We start from the raw sequence: 18,964 nt of genomic DNA on the forward strand, positions 1-18,964 counted from the left end.
CGGGCAGGGTCCACATCAAGCGGACGGCGGGCTTGTCTTGTTACGATGAACGGTATTTTAGATTAGGGCGAACCCCCTATGCTGCGACACGCGCTTGCCCCCCTGTTCGAACCCAGTTCTCTGGTGATCGTTGCCGACCGGCCATTGCCGGCGGCGGGCTCTCTGTCGCCCTCGCTCAAGGCGAAGACCACGGTGGTCGATTGCGTAGAGGGCGCCGCGCCGGAACTGCCCGCCACCCTTGAGGGCCTGGCGGCGGGGGCGCGGCCTGATCTGGCCCTGGTTTGTGTTTCGCCCGCCGTGCTGCCGGAAACGCTGCGCCGCCTGTCGGCGCTGGCGCCTCGCGCGGTGATCCTGCTTCCACACCAATTGCCCGATCCGTATCCGCGCGGCACCTGGGCCTTGTGCCGCGCCTGGGCGGAAGAGAACCGATGCGAATTGCTGGGGCCGCGCTCGTTTGGCGCGCAGCGCCCGCACGCCGGCCTGAACCTCAGCCAGCACCCGGTGCTGGCGCGCGCCGGACGCGTGGCGCTGGTGGCGCAGTCCCGCTCCATCATGGCCGCCGTCATGGACTGGGCGGAAGACGTGCACATCGGGTTCTCCACCGCTGTGTCGCTCGGCGACGAAGCGGTGGTGGGGCTGGCCAAGGTGCTGGACTACCTGGCCAGCGATCCGCGCACCGACAGCATCGTGCTGTACCTGGAAGACGTCGGGCCCGCCCGCGAGTTCATGAGCGCGTTGCGCGCCGCCGCCAGCGTGAAGCCCGTCATCGTGCTCAAGGCGGGCCGATCCGACGCCGACAGCGCCGACGCCATCTTCGATGCCGCCCTGCGCCGCGCGGGCGCCGTGCGTGTGCGCTACTTCGTGCAGTTGTTCTCCGCCGTAAAGGTGCTGGGCTACACGCGTCGCCCCAAGGGCCGGCGCGTGGCGCTGATCTCGAACGGCAGCGGCCCTCCGCAGTTGGCGATGGACCTGATCGGCCCAGAGGCCGCCGTGCTGCGCGCCGACCTGGCGCCCACCACGCGCCGCGCGCTGCAAGCCATGCTGGAGCCGGACGCCGCCTGCGACAACCCCGTCATCACCTACACCCCGCTGACGCCAGAACGCATCCGCGCCATCCTGGAAACGGTATTGGACGATGCGGGCGTGGATGGTGTGCTGGTGCTGCTGGCGCCTGACGCGCTGGCCGATATGCCCGCGGTGGCGCGTGAACTGGCGCAGATCGCGCCCAACGCCAAGAAGCCCGTCGTCACCTGTTTCATGGGCGACGCCGGCATGCGGCCATTGCGGCGCATGCTGGACGACGCGGGCACCTCCGCGTTTCGCACGCCGGAGTCGGCCGCCGATGCGTTTGGCGTGCTGGCCTCGCATCACTACAACCAGCAACTGCTGCTGCAAACCCAACCGCAGGAGCCGCCCGGCCACGTCCCCGACCTGGTCGCCGCGCGCGAGCTCATCGCGCGGGTGCGCGCCGATTGCCGGCGTGAGCTGAATACCTCGGAAATCCGCACGCTGCTTGGCCTGTTCTACGTGCCGCTGCGCGACATGCCGGTGGACGTGGCGTCGGCCGAACCGGAATCGCGGCCGATGGCGATCCGCGTGCGGCGCGATCCGCAGTTCGGCCCCGTCATCCGCTTTGGCGCAGGCGGCCCGGACGCGGTGCTGTCCGTGGCGGATCGCGGCATGGACCTGCCGCCGCTCAACGGCTTCCTGGCGCGCCAGCTGATCGAACGCAGCCGGCTCTGGCGCCGCGTGCTGGCGCCGCGCGTGGGCCACATGGCCGCCGAATCGCTGCAACAGGCGGTGGTGCTGGTGTCTGAAATGGTGTCGGAATTGCCCGACATCGAAACCCTGGACATCGACCCGCTCTACGCCGGCGAAACGCATCTGCGTGCGGGCGGCCTGCGCATGACGCTGACCGAAACCCCGGGTTGCGCAACGCCGCAGACCTCGGGCTATCCGCACATGGCGATTCACCCGTATCCCACGCGGCTGGTGCATGTGCGCCGTTTCAACGACGGCATTCCGTGGGTGCTGCGCCCCATTCGTCCGGAAGACGGCGAGGCGTTGCAGGAATTCATCCGTGGCTTGTCGGAGCGGTCGCGCTATATGCGTTTCGTGTCGATGATGCGCGAACTGACGCCGCGCATGGTGTCGCGCTACACGCAGGTGGATTACCACCGCGAGCTGGCGCTGGTGGCGGCCACACAAGTGCCCAATCCGGCCAACCGCGGCCATCCGCGCGAAGTGATCGTGGGCTTTGCCCACTACCTGCGCAACCCGGATGGGCGGGGCGCCGAGTACGCGCTGGTGATCGGCGACGACTGGCAGCGGCGTGGGCTGGGCCGTCAATTGATGACGGCGCTGATCGACGCCGCGCGCGAGCAGGGGCTGGAATACATCGACGGCCTGGTGCTGTCGACCAACCGGCCCATGCTGGCGCTGATGACCAGCCTGGGCTTTACCAACGATGCCGATCCCGAAGACCCGACGATGCGCCGGGTCTGGTTGGGATTGGCCTGAGGCGCGCCGGCCGTCAGGCGGTCTTGCGGACCGCCTCGGCCGGCGTCAGCCGCGCGCTGACTTCATCCACCGTCAGCACGTCGCCAAAGAACAGCATCCAGCCTTGCAGCGCGTGTTCGTGCTCGGCGGGCGTCACCGCCGCCAAGGCGTCGTCCACCATGATGGTGCGAAAGTCGCGCATCATGGCGTCGCGCGCCGTGGACTCGCAGCACACGTTCGTGACCGTGCCGGCGATGAGCAGGGTGTCCACGCCCAGTCCGCGCAACAGCGGTTCCAGCTCTGACGAGCCGGGCGCCATGGCGCTATAGAAGCGCTTGACCACACGCAGGTCGGTGTCGGCCGCCTGCAACTCGGGGTGCAGCGCAAACCCGGGCGAATCGCGGCGCAGGGTTTCCAGGCGGCGCTTGCTGCGTTCGGGCGTCAGCATCACGCCGTGGTGATGCGACCAGAACGCGTCGGCGTTGTCGGACGCCGTCTGCACCCACACCACCGTGCCGCCCGCCGCGCGCACCTTGTCGCAAAGACGGTTGATCGGCGCGATGAGCTCGCGCGCCGGCGCGCATTCGCCCTGGTAGCCGGGCAGCGTGAAGTATTGCTGCATGTCGATCACCACCACCGCGCAGCGCGCGGCCGGCAGCGTGTCGTAGGGGTGCAGGCAACCCTGCCGGGCTACGACACGGTCTTGTACCCATTGCGGAAATTCCATGACGCCTCCTTAGCCGTAGCGCCGCGCCACGGCGGCTTCGACGCGGTAGATGATGAGGTACATCACGCTGGAGATCAGCGCGAGCATGGCGATGGCGGTCATGACGATGTTCAGCTTGAACACCTGGCTGCCGTTCATGATGAGAAAGCCCAGGCCCGAATCGGCCGACTGGAACTCACCCACGATGACGCCGACCAGCGCCAGGCCGATGTTCATCTTCACGGCGGCGATCAAGGTGGGCACGCTGCCGGGCAGCACCACCTTGGTCAGCACCTGCCAGCGGCTGGCGCCGAACGTATGCGCAAGCTTGACCTTGTTCTGATCGATGCCGCGAAAGCCCGCGTACACGACCATGATCGTGACGAACACCGCGATCGCGACCGCCATGCCGTACACGGCGTAGTCGGACCCCAGCCACAAGTAGAAGATCGGCACGAAGGCGATCTTGGGCATGGCGTTGGCCACCACCAGGAACGGATCGAGCACCTTGTACAGGAAGTCCGACCACCACAGCGCGGCGGCCACGACGATGCCGATCGCCATGCTCAGGGTGAAGCCGACCAGCGTGGCCGACAGCGTGGTCATGATGTGCGTGGCCAGGTGGCCGTTGTTCCAGAGCTCGATGAACGTGGGCCACAGCGCGCTGGGATAGCTGGTCAACAGCGGGTTCAGGATGTGCATGCGCGGCAGGATTTCCCACGCACAGAGAAAGACGATCAGGAGCAGGGCCTGCGTCACGCGGATGTTGCGCTTCTTGGCGCGGTCCCGACGCAGGTAGTCGAGATATTTGGCGCTGGGCGCGGGCACGGCGCGCAAGGGAACGGTGTTGGCAACGGGCGCATTCATGGGTCAACCCTCCACATGGACGTCGAGCTCGTCCCAGAGTTGTTTGAAATAGGCGTTGAATTCCGGCCGCGAGCGCGCCTGGAAGGGCGTGGGACGCGCGCCGTCGCCGTAGTGGATGCGGTACTGGCTTTTCAGCCGGCCCGGCCGGCGCGACAGCACGATGACGCGGTCGGTCATGGCGATGGCTTCGCCGATATCGTGCGTGACCAGCACCACGGTCTTGCCTTCGCGCCGCAGGATGTCGACGACTTCGTCCGAGATCGCCAGGCGGGTTTGCGAATCGAGCGCCGAAAAGGGTTCGTCCAGCAGGATCACATCCGGCTCGGTGACCAATGTGCGCGCCAGCGCGGCGCGCTGGCGCATGCCACCCGACAACTGGCGGGGCGTGTGGGTCAGAAATGCACCCAGTCCGCATTTTTCAAGCAGATGCACGGCGCGCGCTTCGCTGCGCGCATCGCGCCGGCCTTGGATCTCGGCGCCCAGCATCACGTTGTCCAGGATCGTGCGCCATTCAAACAGGTAGTCTTGTTGAAGCATGTAGCCAATGCGCGGATTCGGCTTGGTCACGCTCTGGCCGTCAATCATCACCGCGCCGGATGTCGGCGGGATCAAGCCGGCAATCAGTGACAGCAGGGTGCTCTTGCCGCAGCCGCTCTGGCCGATCAGGCTGACGAACTCGCCCGGCGCCAGCGAGAACGACACGTTGGACAGCGCTTCGGTTTCGCCTTCGGTCGTGAAGTACGACAGGCAGACGTCGCGCAGCTCGATCTTCGCCGTGGCGGTGGCGGGCTTCAGGTTGTGGACGGCGGCTCCCATTACTGCACCTTCCGGGCGAAGTCCGGCACCACGACGTCCTCGTATTTCACGCGGGCCGTGTCCTTCATGACCGCGCTGGCGATCAGCATGTCCTGCAACTGGTTCATGGCCTCGGCCGTGACCAGCGGCGACGTCTTCCAGATCTGATATTTCTTATAGCGTTCGATGGCTTCAGTCACCGCGCCCTGGTCCATGCCCGGGAAGTACGTCATGATCTGCGGCGCCAACGTCGCGGCGGGCGTATCTTTCACGTACTTCTCGGCCCGCGCGACCACATTGGTCCATGCCTGAATGACCTTGGGGTTGTCGCGGATGTATTTGTCGGTCGCCGTGAAGACCGTGTAGTCGACCTGGCCCACCTCGTGCCCGACCGAGGCCACGATGTAGCCCTTGCCGTTGCGCACCAGTTCGCCGGCTTCGGGCTCCAGGAAGATGCCGTATTCGCCCTGGCCCGCCATCCACGCGCCCGCGCGGGCGGGGATGCCGATGTTGTTGAGCAGCTTGACGTCTTTTTGCGGGTCCACGCCATGCTTGCGCAGCGCGGTTTCCAGGAACACGATGGGGTTCGAGCCGGGCCTGAAGCCAATGACTTCCTTGCCCTTGAGCATCGACCAGTCAAACTTTTCGATCGGCTTGCGTGCCAGCAGGAAGAATCCGTCGGTGGCGGTCAGCCCCGCGAAGATCTTGGGCTTGACCGGCGATTCGCTGTTCTGCACATAGATGGAGGCTTCAGGCCCGATCAGCACGATGTCTGCGCTGCCCGACAGCAGGGCGGTCATGCCTTTGTCGGTGCCCTGCGAGGTCTTCATGGACACGTCAAGCCCGGCGTCCTTGAAATAGCCCTGCGACAAGGCCACGTACTTGGGCACATAGAGTATGGATCGGACCACCTCTTCGTAGCGCACCTTCACGGGGGGATTCAACGCTTGGGCCTGGGCGGCCAGCGGGGCGATCAGCGCGAGCAGCGCCGCGCCCGCCAGGCGGGGCAATGGCAAGGATTTCACGGGACTTTCTCCTGCGTCTTGTATGACGCGCCGAAACCCGGCGCAGCATGGCCAATGGGGTGGAATCGACAGCAACAACAGGGAAGCCCGAACACCTGCAGCCCGGGCCGATAAGGCATGGATCGAATACTATATTCAACACAAACGGGCGACAAGCTTTTTGGGATTGGCGTTTTTCCCTATGAGGCGCGCTCAGGCAGGCTCGGGGAATTCACGACTTGAATACCACTTGGTATACAAAAGTATGATGAGGTGGAGCGGGGCGGGGAGGGTGGAGCGGGCCTGGATCGAGGCCGGGAGGTGGGTGGCCCGAGGCGGCGAAGGGGGCGCCGCTGGCAAGGATGAGCAGAGCGTGCATGGACATGCAAGGTCAAGCAAGCCCATGCGAGGCCATGCAAGCTCGTGCAAGGTCAAGCAAGCCCGAGCAAAGCCATGCAAGCAAGAGGAGCAGTCGAAATCAGCGCAGCAGCGCGCGCCGATACCCACAGCCCGCTCTCACCAGCCAAACATCAAGCCAGCACGCCGTTCAGGAACGCCGAGATATCGCGAACTTCTTCGGCGCAGACCGAGTGCGGCATCGGATACGTATGCCAGCGCACGTCATAGCCCAGCCGTTTCAGTTCCGCCACCGACGCCTCGGCGCGCGCCAGCGACACCACCGGGTCGTACTGCCCGTGCGCCATGAAGATCGGCGTGGCGTGGTTGGCGTTGTGGCGTTCGGCTTCGGCCGTGTCCAGCAGCGGCAGATAACCCGACAGCGCGATCATGCCCGCCAACTTTTCAGGCAGGCGCAACCCGGTATGCAGCGTCATCGCACTGCCTTGCGAGAAGCCCGCCAGCACGATGTTCGACGTCGGAATACCGCGCGCGTTCTCGCGGGCGATCAGCTTGTGGATGGCGGCTTCAGAGGCGCGGATGCCTTTGCTGTCTTCCACCCGGACCAGGTCCATTACCAGGATGTCGTACCAGGAGCGCATCGACATGCCGTTGTTGATCGTCACGCGTTGCACGGGCGCATTCGGGAACACGAAGCGCACGCCCAGTCCGGCAGGCAGGTCCAGTTCCGGCACGATGGGCGCGAAGTCGTTGCCGTCCGCGCCCAGGCCGTGCAGCCAGATGACGGCGTGCGTGGGGTTGGGGGCAGTTTCGATCTCGATGCAATCGAGCAGGTCGTTGGAAGCGTTCATGGACGGCCGCAAAAAAATCAACAGGAAGGAATCAGAGCGTCAGGGTCTTCAAGGCCTGGAACAGCGCGCGATAGTGCTTCTTTTGCGGTTCCTGGCCTTGCAGCAGCGAGGCGTTGCCCAGCTTTTCCTTGCGCGCGGCGCGAATCAGGGTGCGCAATTGCTGCGCATCCGCTTGCGGATTGTTCGCCAGCAGCTGGGTCAGCAGGTCATCATCGTCCAGCAGACGGTCGCGCAGGCCTTCCAGGCGGTGCATGGCGGCGGTTTCTTCGCGCGAACCGTTTTCCCACACATCCAGCTGGGCGCGGATTTCGTCGGCGGGCGCGTCGCGCATCAGCTTGCCCACGAAGTGGATCTGGCGGCGGCGGCCCTCGCGGCCGGTCGTGCGCTGCGCCATGCGGATGGCCTCGTAGAGGCGCTCCGCCAGCGGCAATTGCTTGAGGCGGTCGGGGGAGAGCTCGATCAGCTGTTTGCCCAGGTCCAGCAAGGCGTGCATTTCACGCTTGACCTGGGACTTGCTGGGACGGTCGTAGCCGTTCTCGTCGTAACCGTCGTCGACGGATTCTTCTTCAGTATGGGAATTCATGGAAAACTGCGCAATGACAGACTTGGCTATGATAACCGTCTCTGCAAATTGGACAGCAATGGTTAAATCCTCCTCATCCTTGCCGCTGGCGGCGAATCACGCGCGTTTTTCCGAACTCGTCGAACAAACCCTCGCCTACGCGCGCCAGATCGGCGCCTCGGACGCGGCGGCGGAAGTCTCGGAAAGCCTGGGGCTGTCGGTCTCGGTGCGCAAGAACGACATCGAAACCGTTGAGCAGACGCGCGATCGCTCGCTGGACCTGACCGTCTACGCCGGCCAAAGCCGCGGCTCTGCCTCCACTTCCGACTTTTCCGAAGCCGCGTTGCGCCAAACGGTCGAAGCCGCCTGGCACATCGCCCGCCACACCGCCGCCGACCCGGCAGCCGGCTTGCCCGACGCCGATCAGCTGGCGACCGAATTCCCCGACCTGGATCTGCACCACGCCTGGACGGTGACCACCGAGCAAGCCGCCGAATTGGCGTTGCGCGCCGAACGCGCCGCCCGCGACGTCGATCCGCGCATCACCAACACCGACGGCGCCACGGTGGGCACGTATGAAGGCCAGTTCGTGATGGGCAACACCCGGGGCTTTCTGGGCGGTTACCCGTATTCGCGTCACAGCCTGTCTGTGGCCCCCATCGCGGGCCGTGGCAACGGCATGCAGCGCGACTACTGGTATACCTCCGAACGCGATCCGGCCAAGCTCGCCTCGCCCGAGGCCATCGGCCAGTACGCGGCCGAACGCACGCTGTCGCGCCTGTCGGCCCGCCGTATCCGCACCGGCAAGTTTCCGGTCCTGTTCGAAGCGCCGCTGGCCCTTGGCCTGGTGGGCGCGCTGACCCAGGCCGTCAATGGCGGGGCGCTGTACCGCAAGGCCAGCTTCCTGTTGGACGCGCTGGGCAAGCCGATCTTCCCCAAGCACATCAACCTGACCGAAGACCCGCACATCCGCGGCGCGATGGGCAGTTCGCCTTTCGACGACGAGGGCGTGCGCACCCGCCGCCGCAACGTGGTGTCGGCCGGCGTACTGGAAGGCTATTTCCTGTCCAGCTACACCGCGCGCAAGCTGGGCATGACCACGACCGGCAACGCCGGCGGTTCGCACAACCTGGTGTTCAGCTCCACGCTGACCAAGCGCGGCGACGACTTCGAAGCCATGCTCAAGAAGATGGGCACGGGCTTCCTGGTCACCGAGCTGATCGGGCAGGGCGTCAACTACGTCACGGGCGACTACTCGCGCGGCGCATTCGGCTATTGGGTCGAAAACGGCAAGATCCAGCACGCGGTCCAGGAAGTGACCATTGCCGGCAATCTGGCTGACATGTTCCAGCAGATCGTCGCGGTCGGCGCGGACACCATTTCGCGCGGCACGAAGACCACGGGTTCGATCCTGATCGAACAAATGGCCATCGCCGGGACCTGATCCCGGCGTTGGATACGGGCAGGGTGGACAGGGTCCATCCTTGCTTGCCCGGCCCGCCATGGCGCACCGGCGTTTGGGGAATTCCTCTAGCGCCGCGCATTGCCTCAACGTGTAATATCCGGCGGGTACTGCTCGAAGTCCCTGATGGTTGCTGGTGAGGAGCAATGCGATGCAACGACGTTCATTCTTGAAGCATGCCGGGCTGGGCGCCGTCGCAAGCGGGGCCGCTGTCAGCGTGCCCGCGTTCGCGCAGGACATGCCCGCCTTGAGCTGGCGTCTGGCATCGGCATTTCCCAGCACCCTGGACCTGCGCATCGGCGCCGGCGAGCAGTTCTGCAAATTCGTCTCGGAATCGACGGGTGGCAAGTTCAATATCCGCCATTTCCCCGACGGCGAGATCGTTCCAGCCGCCGACCTGCTGGAAGCCGTTTCCACCAACAAGGTGGAATGCGGCCACGGGTCCTCCCGTACCTATTACAAGAAAAGTCCCGCCTTTTGTTTTGACGCCGCCGTGCCCTTCGGGCTGACCGCGCGCCAAATGAACGCCTGGATGAGCGAAGGCGATGGCCTGCGCCTGACCCGCGAACTCTTCAAACCCGAAAAGATCATCAACTTCCCGCTGGGCAACACCGGCGCGCAGATGGGCGGTTGGTACGCCCGGGAGATCAAGCGTCAGGGCGACTTGAAAGATCTGAAGATGCAGGTGTCCGGCCTGGCTGCCGACGTGCTTGCCCGGCTGGGCGTGGCGCCGCAGCCGGCGAGCCAGGCGCCGCTGGCCGAAGCGTTCGAAAAGGAAGGGTTGCAAGCCATCGCGGGGGCGGGCGCGTATGACGACGCCAAGCTTGGTTTGAATAAAGTAGCTAAGTATTACTACGGACCCGGTTGGTGGCTGCCCGGCGAACAGTTGTCGCTCTATATCAATGACGAAGCCTGGAACAAGCTGCCCAAGCACTACCAGTCGATTGTTACGGCCGCCGCGATGGCAGCACACGTGTCGCTGACCGCGCGCTACGACGCGCGCAACCCGGCCGCGCTGGCGCAATTGGCCGCCAGCGGCGCGCAAGTTCGCGCATTTCCGCGTTCCATCCTGGACGTAGCGTTTGAAGCCACCCAACAGGTCTACAAGGATTTGGGCGCCAAAGACCCCAAGTTCAAGGCGATACACGACAGTTATATGGGGTTTCGCGATAGCGAAATGCCGTGGTTCCGCATGACCGACAACGCTTACGGCCAGTACATGGCCGTGGCGCTTTCGGGCAGGTGAGAAGGAGGGGCGCCGCAGGCCGAATGGCATTCGGCGCCAAGTAGGGTTTTTGCTAGTAATACCGCATTTTTTACAAAAAAATGGGCGGTTTTCGGGCTTTTCTCGAACCACATTCGAGTTTCGGCCTGATACAAAGGAGTAATATCCCGGGTCTTGACGCGCAATCATGGCGCCTTTAGGCGGCATATGACGTCAATCCGGCGGGATTACACCGGCCCGGATTACCAATATTCCGAGACAGACTTTAAGGTGGTATCAACCATGCAATCCAAGACCAAGAAGCTGCTGGCCGCGCTGATCGCTGCTGGTATCGTCCCGGCTGCGCACGCGGCTGACATCAAGCTGGGTGTGGCGGAAGCCCTGTCCGGCGGCGCCGCTCAGTATGGCGTGTCGATCCGTAATGGTTTCCAGCTTGCCGCTGACGAAATCAACGCTGCGGGCGGCATCAACGGCAACAAGCTGGTGCTGGTGGTCGAAGACGAACAAGGCAAGAAAGAAGAAGCCATCAACGTCTTCAAGAAACTGATTTTCAAAGACAACGTCCTGATGGTCTTTGGCCCGACGTTGTCCAACTCGGCCCAAGCCGCCGACCCGATCGCCCAGGCTGCCAAGACGGTCGCCTTCGGCACGTCCAACACCGCCGACGGCATCACGTCCATCGGCAACTACGTGTTCCGCAACTCGGTCACCGAAGCCGACGTGCTGCCGGCCACCATTTCGACCGTCAAGGCCAAGACCGGCCTGAAGAACGTCGCGGTGCTCTACGGTAACGACGACGTCTTCACCAAGAGCGGCTACGACAACTTCAAGAAGGCCCTGGAAGACCAGAAGATCCCGGTCACCACGACCGAAACGTTCGCCAAGGGCGACGTGGACTTCAAGGCCCAGCTGACCAAGATCAAGGGCACCAACCCCGACGCCATCGTGCTGTCGGCGCTGTTGGCCGAAGGCGCCCCGATCATGGTGCAAGCGCGCCAACTGGGCCTGAACGTGCCGGTCATCGGCGGCAACGGCATGAACTCTGTCAAGATTTTCGACCTGGCCCCTGGCGGCGCATCGAACAATCTGTGGATCGGCAGCCCGTGGTCGATCGAGAACAAGGCCCCCGAGAACGTCAAGTTCATCGACGCCTACAAGGCCAAGTTCAACGGTTCGCCGGACCAGTTCGCCGCGCAGTCGTATGACGCCATGTACATCGTGGCCCAGGCGCTGAAGAACACCAAGATCACCGGTGAACTGCCCAAGGACCGCGCAGCGCTGCGCGACGCCCTGCCGGCCGTGACCTGGACCGGCGCCACCGGCCCGTTCAAGTTCCGTCAAGCCAACGACCGCGCCGGCAAGCCCGCCGGCTACGACGCCGACCAGGCGCCGATCGTCAGCGTGACCAAGGACGGCAAGTACGTCATCGAGAAGTAAGCAGTACGCATCCCCGCGCGGGGGGATGCGCCTTGCGGACAGCCAGCAGGCTGGCCGCAAGGCGCTTTTTATCGCAGGGCCGTCCCAATAAAAGCCATGCCGTCCTCACGGGCGGCTTCAGGCCATGCAGTGGGCGCTGCATGGGGCCCTCATAGATCTGGAAAGTCCCATCATGTTCGAACAACAATTCGTCAATGCCTTGTCGCTGGGCTGTGTGTATGCACTGTTCGCGCTGGGCTTCACGCTGATCTTCGGCGTGCTCGGGGTGATCAACCTGGCGCACGGCGCCGTCTTCATGGTTGGCGCCTACGCGGCACTGTTCGTCGTTCAGCATTTCGGCCTGCCCCTGTGGGCGGCGCTGATGGTCGCGTTCTTCGTGGCCGGCTTCACCGGCGTCATCATTGACTACCTGGTGCTCAAGCCGCTGCGCAAGCGCAACGCGCCCCACCTGATCCCCATGATCGCCACGATTGGCGTGGGCATCATCCTGAATAACGGCGCCCAAAGCATCTTTGGCGCCAGCAACCTGCGCTTTCCGCACGGCACCGTGCCCGAGGAAGTGATCGAAGTCGCCGGCTTGCACCTGACCGTCATCGAACTGGGCATCATCTTCCTGTCGTTCGCGCTGATGGCCGTGCTGATGTACGTCATGCGCCGCACGCAATTCGGCCGCGCGCTGCGCGCCATCGCCGAATCGCCCAAGGCCGCCTGGCTGCTGGGCATCAACGTCGAAAAACTGTTCGTGACGACCTCGTTCGCCGCCGCCGCCCTGGGTGGCGTGGCCGGCGTGCTGATCGGCCTGTACTCGAACGCGCTGTTCCCGCTGATGGGCCAGCCGATGCTGCACAAGGGCATCGCGGTCATCATCCTGGGCGGCATGGGCGATATCCGCGGCGCCATGCTGGGCGGTCTGTTCCTGGGATTCGCCGAAGTGCTGTCGGTCGCCTACATCGGCTCCACCATGCGCGATGCGGTGGCTTTCGGCCTGCTGTTCCTGATCTTGCTGGTACGCCCGCAAGGTCTGTTCGGCAAAGTGGTTCAACGCAAGGCTTAAAGAATGAGCGGATTCGAAAACTTCTGGGCCATTTACGGCAACCTGGTGCTCACGCTGGGCACCAACGCATTGCTGGCCCTCTCCATCTGGCTGACGCTGGCCTGCGGCATGTTGGCCATGGCCAACGCCGCCTTCATGGGCATCGGGGCGTACACCGCCGCGCTGCTCACCATGAATTACGACGCTCCGTTCTCGGTCGCGCTCGCGGGGGGCATGGCCGCGCCCGCGTTGGTGGCCGCGCTGATCGGCCTGCCAACATTGCGTTTGTCCGGGGTCTATCTGGCCATGGCGACGCTGGGCTTTGGCGAAGTGGTGCGCGTGACCATCCTGAACACCGAGTCGATCACCGGCGGCGCGCTGGGCCTGAACGGCATCCCGCAGCTGACGCAGTGGTGGCATGTGGTGCTGGCCGTGGTCATCGTCCTGTTCGTGCTGTGGCGCGTGCGCGCCTCCAAGATCGGACGTTCGTTCGACGCCATTCGCGGCGACGAAACGGCTGCCGGCCTGATGGGTATCGACGTGCGCGCCAACAAGATGCTGGCCTTCGTGGCCGGCGCGATGATCGCCGGTCTGGCTGGCGCGCTGAACGCGCACCTGACCTTCTTCATCGGTCCCAATGAATACGGTTTCGACCGTGGCGTAGAAATCCTGACCATGGCCATCCTGGGCGGCATCGGCGGCTTGGCCGGTCCCGTGCTGGGCAGCTTCATCATTACCGTGCTGCCCGAGCTGCTGCGCGGTTTTGCGGATCTGCGCCTGGTCGCCAACGGAGTGATTCTGGTGGTGATTGTGTTGTTCCTGCCGCAAGGCATCTGGGATCCGGCGCGCTTCAAGCGCTGGATGCGTCAAGGCCAGGGCGGCCAGGGAGGCAAGCGCCATGCTTGAGCTTTCCTCCGTCTCCAAGAGCTTCGGCGGCCTGCATGTGCTGCATGACGTCAGCCTGTCGGTGCCCGAAGGGTCCATCTTCGGTTTGATCGGCCCCAACGGCGCGGGCAAGACTACGGTGTTCAACCTGATCACCGGTCTGTTGCCGCCCAGCGGCGGCACCATCACGTTCAACGGCCAAAGCGTCCTGGCCAAGAAGCCGCACAGCATCACGCGCATGGGCATCGCCCGCACGTTCCAGAACATTCGTCTCTTCAAAGAGATGACCCTGCTGGAAAACGTGGTGGTTGGCGCGTATCGGCACATGAACTACGGTTTTCCCAGCCTGCTGCTGGGCCTGCCGGGGTATCGCGAGCACGAAAAGCGCGCCCGCGAACGCGCCCATGAACTGCTGACGTGGATGCGGCTGGATCACAAGGCCAACGATCTGGCTGACAACCTGTCCTACGGCGAACAGCGCCGCCTGGAGCTGGCGCGCGCGCTGGCCACCGAGCCCAAGCTGCTGTTGCTGGACGAGCCCGTGGCGGGCATGAACACCGGCGAACGCGCCGAACTCATGCGCGAGATCCTTGCCATCCGCGATCGCGGCTACACCATCCTGATGATCGAGCACGACATGCGCTTCGTCATGGGCTTGTGCGAGCGCATCGCGGTGCTGAACTTCGGCAAGATCATCGCTTGCGGCGGCCCCGACGAGATCCGCAACAACGAGCAGGTCATCGAAGCCTACCTGGGCCGCGAAGACGACGAAGACACCGAACAAGTGGAGGCCGCCAAATGAACCACCGGGCCGCTCCCATGACGAATACCGTAGCGCGTTGCGCGGAGGCTGCACAATGAGCGCGATGCTTGAAGTCCGCGGACTCGAGGTCAACTACGGCCATATCGAAGCCGTTCGCGGCATCGACCTGGACCTGAACGCCAAAGAGATCACCGCCCTGGTCGGCGCCAACGGCGCCGGCAAATCGACCACGCTGCTGGCGCTGTCGGGCCTGTTGCCCAAGGCGCGCGGTCGCATCCTGTTCGAAGGCGAAGACATCACCAACCTGGCGCCTCACCAACTGGTGGCGCGCGGCATCGTGCAAGTGCCGGAAGGCCGCGCCATCCTGACCACGATGACGGTGCTGGAAAACCTGGAGCTGGGCGCTTATCGCCGAGGCTTGAAGAACGTGGATTCCGACCTGGAATACGTGTTCAACCTGTTTCCGCGCCTGAAGGAACGTATTACCGGCATCGCCGGCAACCTGTCGGGTGGCGAACAACAGATGCTGGCGATCGGCCGCGCCTTGATGGCCAAGCCGCGCCTGTTGCTGCTGGATGAACCGTCGATGGGTCTTGCGCCGATCGTCGTGCAGGAGATCTTCCGTTCGCTGCGCGCCATCAATGCCGATGGCCTGACGCTGTTCCTGGTCGAGCAGAACGTGCGCCAGGCGCTGAAGATCGCGCAAAGCGGCTACGTGCTGGAAAACGGCGCCATGGCGCTGACGGGCACGGGCCGCGAACTGCTGGGTCACCCGCGCGTGCTGGAAGCATATCTGGGCGCTTAAGTACGCCGCGCGCCAGGGATTTGTCCCCGGAATTGCGCGCAGGCTGGCCGTGACTACGCTTGCGGCCAGCCGTTGCCTGACTTTCTTCACTTGCCCACTTTTTGAGCATCCGTGTTAGAATTTCAGGCTTTCCCTCATTTTGACCATTGCACGGGCGGGTAATAACGCTTAGGCGGGACGTCGATAAGGGCATGAAATACAAGGCATTCCACAAGGCAAACGCTTTCTGGACGCCGACAAAATTCATGTCTAGTTGGGGAAAGAACACTGGCTAGACGTTCTAGTCAGCAAGAACTTTTTATTCTTAGGAACCATCATGAAGACCTTTGTGGCCAAGCCGCATGAAGTCCAACGTGACTGGTTTGTGATCGACGCCAAGGGCAAAGTCCTCGGTCGTGTGGCCAGCGAAGTCGCACGTCGTCTGCGTGGCAAGCACAAACCTGAATTCACGCCGCACGTTGATACTGGCGATTACATCGTCATCATCAACGCTTCCGATATCGTCGTTACCGGTACCAAGGCGAAGGACAAGAAGTACTTCCGCCACACCACGTACCCGGGCGGTATCCGCGAAACGAACTTCGAGAAAATGCAAGAGCGTTTTCCCGGTCGCGCCATTCAGAAGGCCGTCAAGGGCATGCTGCCCAAGGGTCCTCTGGGCTACGCCATGATCAAGAAGCTGAAGGTCTATGCTGGTGCCGAGCACCCGCACACCGCCCAGCAGCCCAAGACGCTGGATATCTAAGGAAACGCCATGATCGGTAACTGGAATTACGGAACCGGCCGTCGCAAAACTTCGGTGGCTCGCGTTTTCATCAAGAAGGGCACGGGTAAGATCGTTGTCAACGGCAAGCCCGTTGACGATTTCTTCGCCCGCGAAACTGGTCGCATGATCGTGCGCCAACCGCTGGAACTGACCGGCCACCTGGAATCGTTCGACATCAAAGTCAACGTTCACGGCGGCGGCGAAACCGGCCAGGCTGGCGCAGTCCGTCACGGCATCACGCGTGCCCTGATCGACTACGACGCGACCCTGAAGCCCGCACTGTCGCAAGCTGGCTTTGTGACCCGCGATGCCCGTGAAGTCGAACGTAAGAAGGTCGGCTTCCGCAAGGCACGTCGTCGCAAGCAGTTCAGCAAGCGTTAATGTTGCTGCAAAAAACCCGCTTCGGCGGGTTTTTTGTTTTTGGGCGCGTGCAGCCGCTTGCTCATTCGCCACTTACTGCGTTTCCAGTGGGGAACCGCAGCCCGATCTGTCGGTCGTAGAGTTCAGCTCGTGCCTTGCAATGCTTGCAGCGGCGCAACCCTGTATTCTTCGGGCGATACAATCTGTTTTCGTCCTACGAAGAGTTCATACCTATCATGGCCCAAGCATCGAATACGCGTATCAAGGTTGGTATTGTCGGCGGCACCGGTTATACGGGCGTCGAGCTTCTGCGCCTGCTGTCGCAGCATCCCAATGTGGAATTGACCGCCATCACGTCCCGCAAGGAAGACGGGCTGCCGGTCGCTGATATGTATCCGAACCTGCGGGGCCGCGTGAATCTGGCCTTCTCCGCGCCGGAAAAGGCGTCGCTGACGGATTGCGACGTGGTGTTCTTCGCGACGCCGCACGGCGTGGCGATGGCGCAGGCGCAAGAGCTGCTGGCCGCCGGCACGCGCGTCATCGATCTGGCCGCTGACTTCCGCCTGCAAGATATCCCCACGTTCGAGCGCTGGTACAAGATTCCCCACACGTGCCCGGAGATCCTGGCCGAGTCCCAATATGGCCTGGTGGAACTGAACCGCGAGGCCATCGCCAAGGCCCGCGTGATCGGCAACCCCGGCTGCTATCCCACGACCGTGCTGCTGGGCCTGGCTCCGCTGCTCGAAGGCGGCAAGTCGCTGGTCGATGCGCAGACCCTGATCGCTGACTGCAAGTCCGGCGTGTCGGGCGCGGGGCGCAAGGCGGAAGTCGGCTCGCTGTTCTCCGAGGCCTCCGACAACTTCAAGGCTTATGGCGTGTCGGGCCATCGGCATCATCCGGAAATCACCGCGCAACTGGAAAAGATTGCTGGCGGCAAGGTCGGTCTGACCTTCGTGCCGCATCTGGTGCCGATGATTCGCGGCATGTTCTCGACCCTCTACGCCCGCATCCTGCCCGAAGCGCGCGACACGGACTTCCAGGCGCTTTTCGAACAGCGTTACGCCAACGAGCCGTTCGTGGACGTCATGCCCGCCGGCAGCCTGCCTGAAACGCGTTCGGTGCGCGCATCCAACAACCTGCGCATCGCACTGAGCCGCCCCGGCAACGGCGACCAACTGATCGTCATGGTCGTGCAGGACAACCTGGTCAAGGGCGCGGCCGGTCAGGCCGTGCAGAACATGAACCTGATGTTCGGAGTTGCCGAGTCGACGGGTCTGGACCAGGTCGCCATCCTTCCTTGAGGCCAGGCAAGGGCTGGCGGCTCCGGTCGCCGGCCCTGCGCGCTTTATGCCAGTGGACCCCGCCACCCCGATCCCTCCGTCCCGCCGCACCGGTGGGATGTTGCGCGTCATCGCTGGGTTGCTGATCGGCGTGCTGGTGGGCGGTTCCATCGGCTATGCCTATGCGCTGCGCCAGGCGCGTCCGCAGGACGCCGTGGTGATCAGCACGCAGCAGGCCGAGGCGCAGGCAGAGGCGATGCGCCAGCAAGGCGCCCAATTGCGCTACACGCAAGGCCAGCTTGATACGGCGGATGGCGAACTCGTCATCGAGCGGGCGGCGCGTCAAGAGCTGGAAACCCAGTTGCGCGCCGCACAGGCCGAGGTTGGCCGAGTGCGAGACCAACTGGCGTTTTACGAACAGCTATTGCCCGCGGGGCCCGAAGGGTCGGTGGATATCCGCGGGGTGCAGATCGACCGCGAGGGTGGCGGGCTGCGCTACAAAGTGCTGCTGATGCGCAGCGGCCGCAGTGGCAGCGCGCCTTTCGCGGGCGCGCTCAGGTTTCAGGCCACGGGCGTCCTCAAGGGCGAAACCGTCACGGTGGATCTGGCGCCGATGCAGGTGAAGGCCGAGATCGGCCCGGTGACCGCCACCGGCGAAACCACGTCGGCCGCCTCGCTGGCCTTGCAGTTCGATCAATACCAGCGCAGCCAGGGCATCCTGGCCGTGCCCGAGGGATTTGTCCCCGAAAGCGTCACCATCAGCGTGCTCGAGGGCGAAACTGTCCGCGCATCGCGCAGTGTCAAACTGGAACTTTGAGTCTAGTCAAGCCCTGCGCTATAGTGATGCAATGCGAGCGCCGTTGCCGCTCACCGAAATATGGCCGATCCGGCCAGGAGTGAACCATGAATGCAGTAACCGAAACCGTCGATCTTCAGGCCGCCCCGCCTGTGCCCCTGGTATTTACCGACTCGGCTGCCGCCAAGGTGAAGGATTTGCTGGCTGAAGAAGGCAACCCCGATCTGAAGCTGCGCGTTTTTGTACAAGGTGGCGGCTGTTCGGGCTTCCAGTACGGCTTCACGTTTGACGAAGTCGTCAACGAAGATGACACGGTGCTGGACAAGGCCGGCGTCCAACTGCTGGTTGACCCGATGAGCTTCCAATACCTGGTCGGCGCCGAGATCGACTACAAGGAAGACCTGGAAGGCGCTCAGTTCGTCATCCGCAATCCCAACGCCAGCACGACCTGCGGCTGCGGTTCCTCATTCTCGGTGTAAAAGCCCTGGCAGGAAAATAAAAAGCCCTTCGG

The 18,964-nt window shown here is 63.7% G+C and carries 19 protein-coding genes; 13 read left to right on the top strand and 6 right to left on the bottom strand.

Annotation, left to right across the window (positions count from 1 at the left end; translation table 11 throughout):
- Positions 1-78: 78 nt before the first annotated feature.
- On the top strand, positions 79-2,520 hold the full coding sequence (locus tag API01S_RS19285; protein WP_050730958.1) for a bifunctional acetate--CoA ligase family protein/GNAT family N-acetyltransferase: 2,442 nt from the start codon (positions 79-81) through the stop codon (positions 2,518-2,520).
- 13 nt (positions 2,521-2,533) lie between these two features.
- On the opposite strand, the gene API01S_RS19290 is transcribed toward API01S_RS19285, so the two are convergent.
- The 6 genes from API01S_RS19290 to yjgA all read right to left on the bottom strand — a co-directional run bounded on the left by API01S_RS19290 (position 2,534) and on the right by yjgA (position 7,662).
- Positions 2,534-3,226, bottom strand: a complete 693-nt coding sequence (locus API01S_RS19290; protein ID WP_006217295.1) for a cysteine hydrolase family protein — start codon at positions 3,224-3,226, stop codon at positions 2,534-2,536.
- A gap of 9 nt (positions 3,227-3,235) precedes the next feature.
- Positions 3,236-4,072, bottom strand: coding sequence for an ABC transporter permease (locus API01S_RS19295; protein WP_006217296.1), 837 nt, complete (start codon positions 4,070-4,072; stop codon positions 3,236-3,238).
- Positions 4,073-4,075: 3 nt separating this feature from the next.
- Entirely contained in the window at positions 4,076-4,888 is an 813-nt protein-coding gene (locus tag API01S_RS19300; RefSeq protein ID WP_006217297.1) for an ABC transporter ATP-binding protein, read from the bottom strand.
- Entirely contained in the window at positions 4,888-5,892 is a 1,005-nt protein-coding gene (locus tag API01S_RS19305; protein ID WP_006217298.1) for an ABC transporter substrate-binding protein, read from the bottom strand. Before API01S_RS19305 ends, API01S_RS19300 begins: the two co-directional genes overlap by 1 nt.
- A gap of 509 nt (positions 5,893-6,401) precedes the next feature.
- The gene (locus API01S_RS19310) at positions 6,402-7,079 is read right to left on the bottom strand and encodes an alpha/beta hydrolase (protein ID WP_050730959.1); all 678 of its coding nucleotides are present in this window, start codon (positions 7,077-7,079) and stop codon (positions 6,402-6,404) included.
- A gap of 31 nt (positions 7,080-7,110) precedes the next feature.
- The gene (gene yjgA / locus API01S_RS19315; protein ID WP_006217300.1) at positions 7,111-7,662 is read right to left on the bottom strand and encodes a ribosome biogenesis factor YjgA; all 552 of its coding nucleotides are present in this window, start codon (positions 7,660-7,662) and stop codon (positions 7,111-7,113) included.
- Positions 7,663-7,720: 58 nt separating this feature from the next.
- On the opposite strand from yjgA, the gene pmbA reads away from it, so the two are divergent.
- The 12 genes from pmbA (at position 7,721) to erpA (ending at position 18,932) form a co-directional block, all read left to right on the top strand.
- Positions 7,721-9,085 carry a metalloprotease PmbA gene (gene pmbA, locus API01S_RS19320; protein ID WP_006217301.1) on the top strand — a complete coding sequence of 455 codons (1,365 nt, stop codon included), beginning with the start codon at positions 7,721-7,723 and terminating at the stop codon, positions 9,083-9,085.
- A 169-nt stretch (positions 9,086-9,254) separates the two neighbouring features.
- On the top strand, positions 9,255-10,349 hold the full coding sequence (locus API01S_RS19325; RefSeq protein WP_006217302.1) for a TRAP transporter substrate-binding protein: 1,095 nt from the start codon (positions 9,255-9,257) through the stop codon (positions 10,347-10,349).
- A gap of 261 nt (positions 10,350-10,610) precedes the next feature.
- On the top strand, positions 10,611-11,765 hold the full coding sequence (locus tag API01S_RS19330; protein WP_039882724.1) for an ABC transporter substrate-binding protein: 1,155 nt from the start codon (positions 10,611-10,613) through the stop codon (positions 11,763-11,765).
- Positions 11,766-11,937: 172 nt separating this feature from the next.
- Positions 11,938-12,819 carry a branched-chain amino acid ABC transporter permease gene (locus API01S_RS19335; RefSeq protein ID WP_039882726.1) on the top strand — a complete coding sequence of 294 codons (882 nt, stop codon included), beginning with the start codon at positions 11,938-11,940 and terminating at the stop codon, positions 12,817-12,819.
- Positions 12,820-12,822: 3 nt separating this feature from the next.
- A complete protein-coding gene (locus API01S_RS19340; RefSeq protein WP_006217306.1) occupies positions 12,823-13,704 on the top strand; it encodes a branched-chain amino acid ABC transporter permease in 882 nt (293 codons plus the stop codon).
- Complete coding sequence (locus API01S_RS19345; RefSeq protein WP_006217307.1) at positions 13,697-14,485, top strand: ABC transporter ATP-binding protein; 789 nt, start codon at positions 13,697-13,699, stop codon at positions 14,483-14,485. Before API01S_RS19340 ends, API01S_RS19345 begins: the two co-directional genes overlap by 8 nt.
- Positions 14,486-14,540: 55 nt before the next feature.
- The gene (locus API01S_RS19350) at positions 14,541-15,251 is read left to right on the top strand and encodes an ABC transporter ATP-binding protein (protein ID WP_006217308.1); all 711 of its coding nucleotides are present in this window, start codon (positions 14,541-14,543) and stop codon (positions 15,249-15,251) included.
- A 316-nt stretch (positions 15,252-15,567) separates the two neighbouring features.
- Positions 15,568-15,996: a 50S ribosomal protein L13 gene (gene rplM / locus API01S_RS19355; protein ID WP_006217309.1), complete on the top strand. Its 429-nt coding sequence runs from the start codon at positions 15,568-15,570 to the stop codon at positions 15,994-15,996.
- Positions 15,997-16,005: 9 nt separating this feature from the next.
- Positions 16,006-16,398, top strand: a complete 393-nt coding sequence (rpsI, locus tag API01S_RS19360) for a 30S ribosomal protein S9 (protein WP_006217310.1) — start codon at positions 16,006-16,008, stop codon at positions 16,396-16,398.
- A 215-nt stretch (positions 16,399-16,613) separates the two neighbouring features.
- Positions 16,614-17,678 (top strand): N-acetyl-gamma-glutamyl-phosphate reductase, encoded by a 1,065-nt coding sequence (gene argC / locus API01S_RS19365; RefSeq protein WP_050731006.1) that lies wholly within the window; start codon positions 16,614-16,616, stop codon positions 17,676-17,678.
- A 46-nt stretch (positions 17,679-17,724) separates the two neighbouring features.
- Positions 17,725-18,474 carry a DUF6776 family protein gene (locus API01S_RS19370; RefSeq protein ID WP_050730960.1) on the top strand — a complete coding sequence of 250 codons (750 nt, stop codon included), beginning with the start codon at positions 17,725-17,727 and terminating at the stop codon, positions 18,472-18,474.
- Between the two features lie 86 nt (positions 18,475-18,560).
- Complete coding sequence (gene erpA / locus API01S_RS19375; protein ID WP_006217313.1) at positions 18,561-18,932, top strand: iron-sulfur cluster insertion protein ErpA; 372 nt, start codon at positions 18,561-18,563, stop codon at positions 18,930-18,932.
- Positions 18,933-18,964 lie beyond the last annotated feature (32 nt).

Source organism: Achromobacter piechaudii NBRC 102461, assembly GCF_001571245.1.
Taxonomy (GTDB): domain Bacteria; phylum Pseudomonadota; class Gammaproteobacteria; order Burkholderiales; family Burkholderiaceae_B; genus Achromobacter; species Achromobacter piechaudii.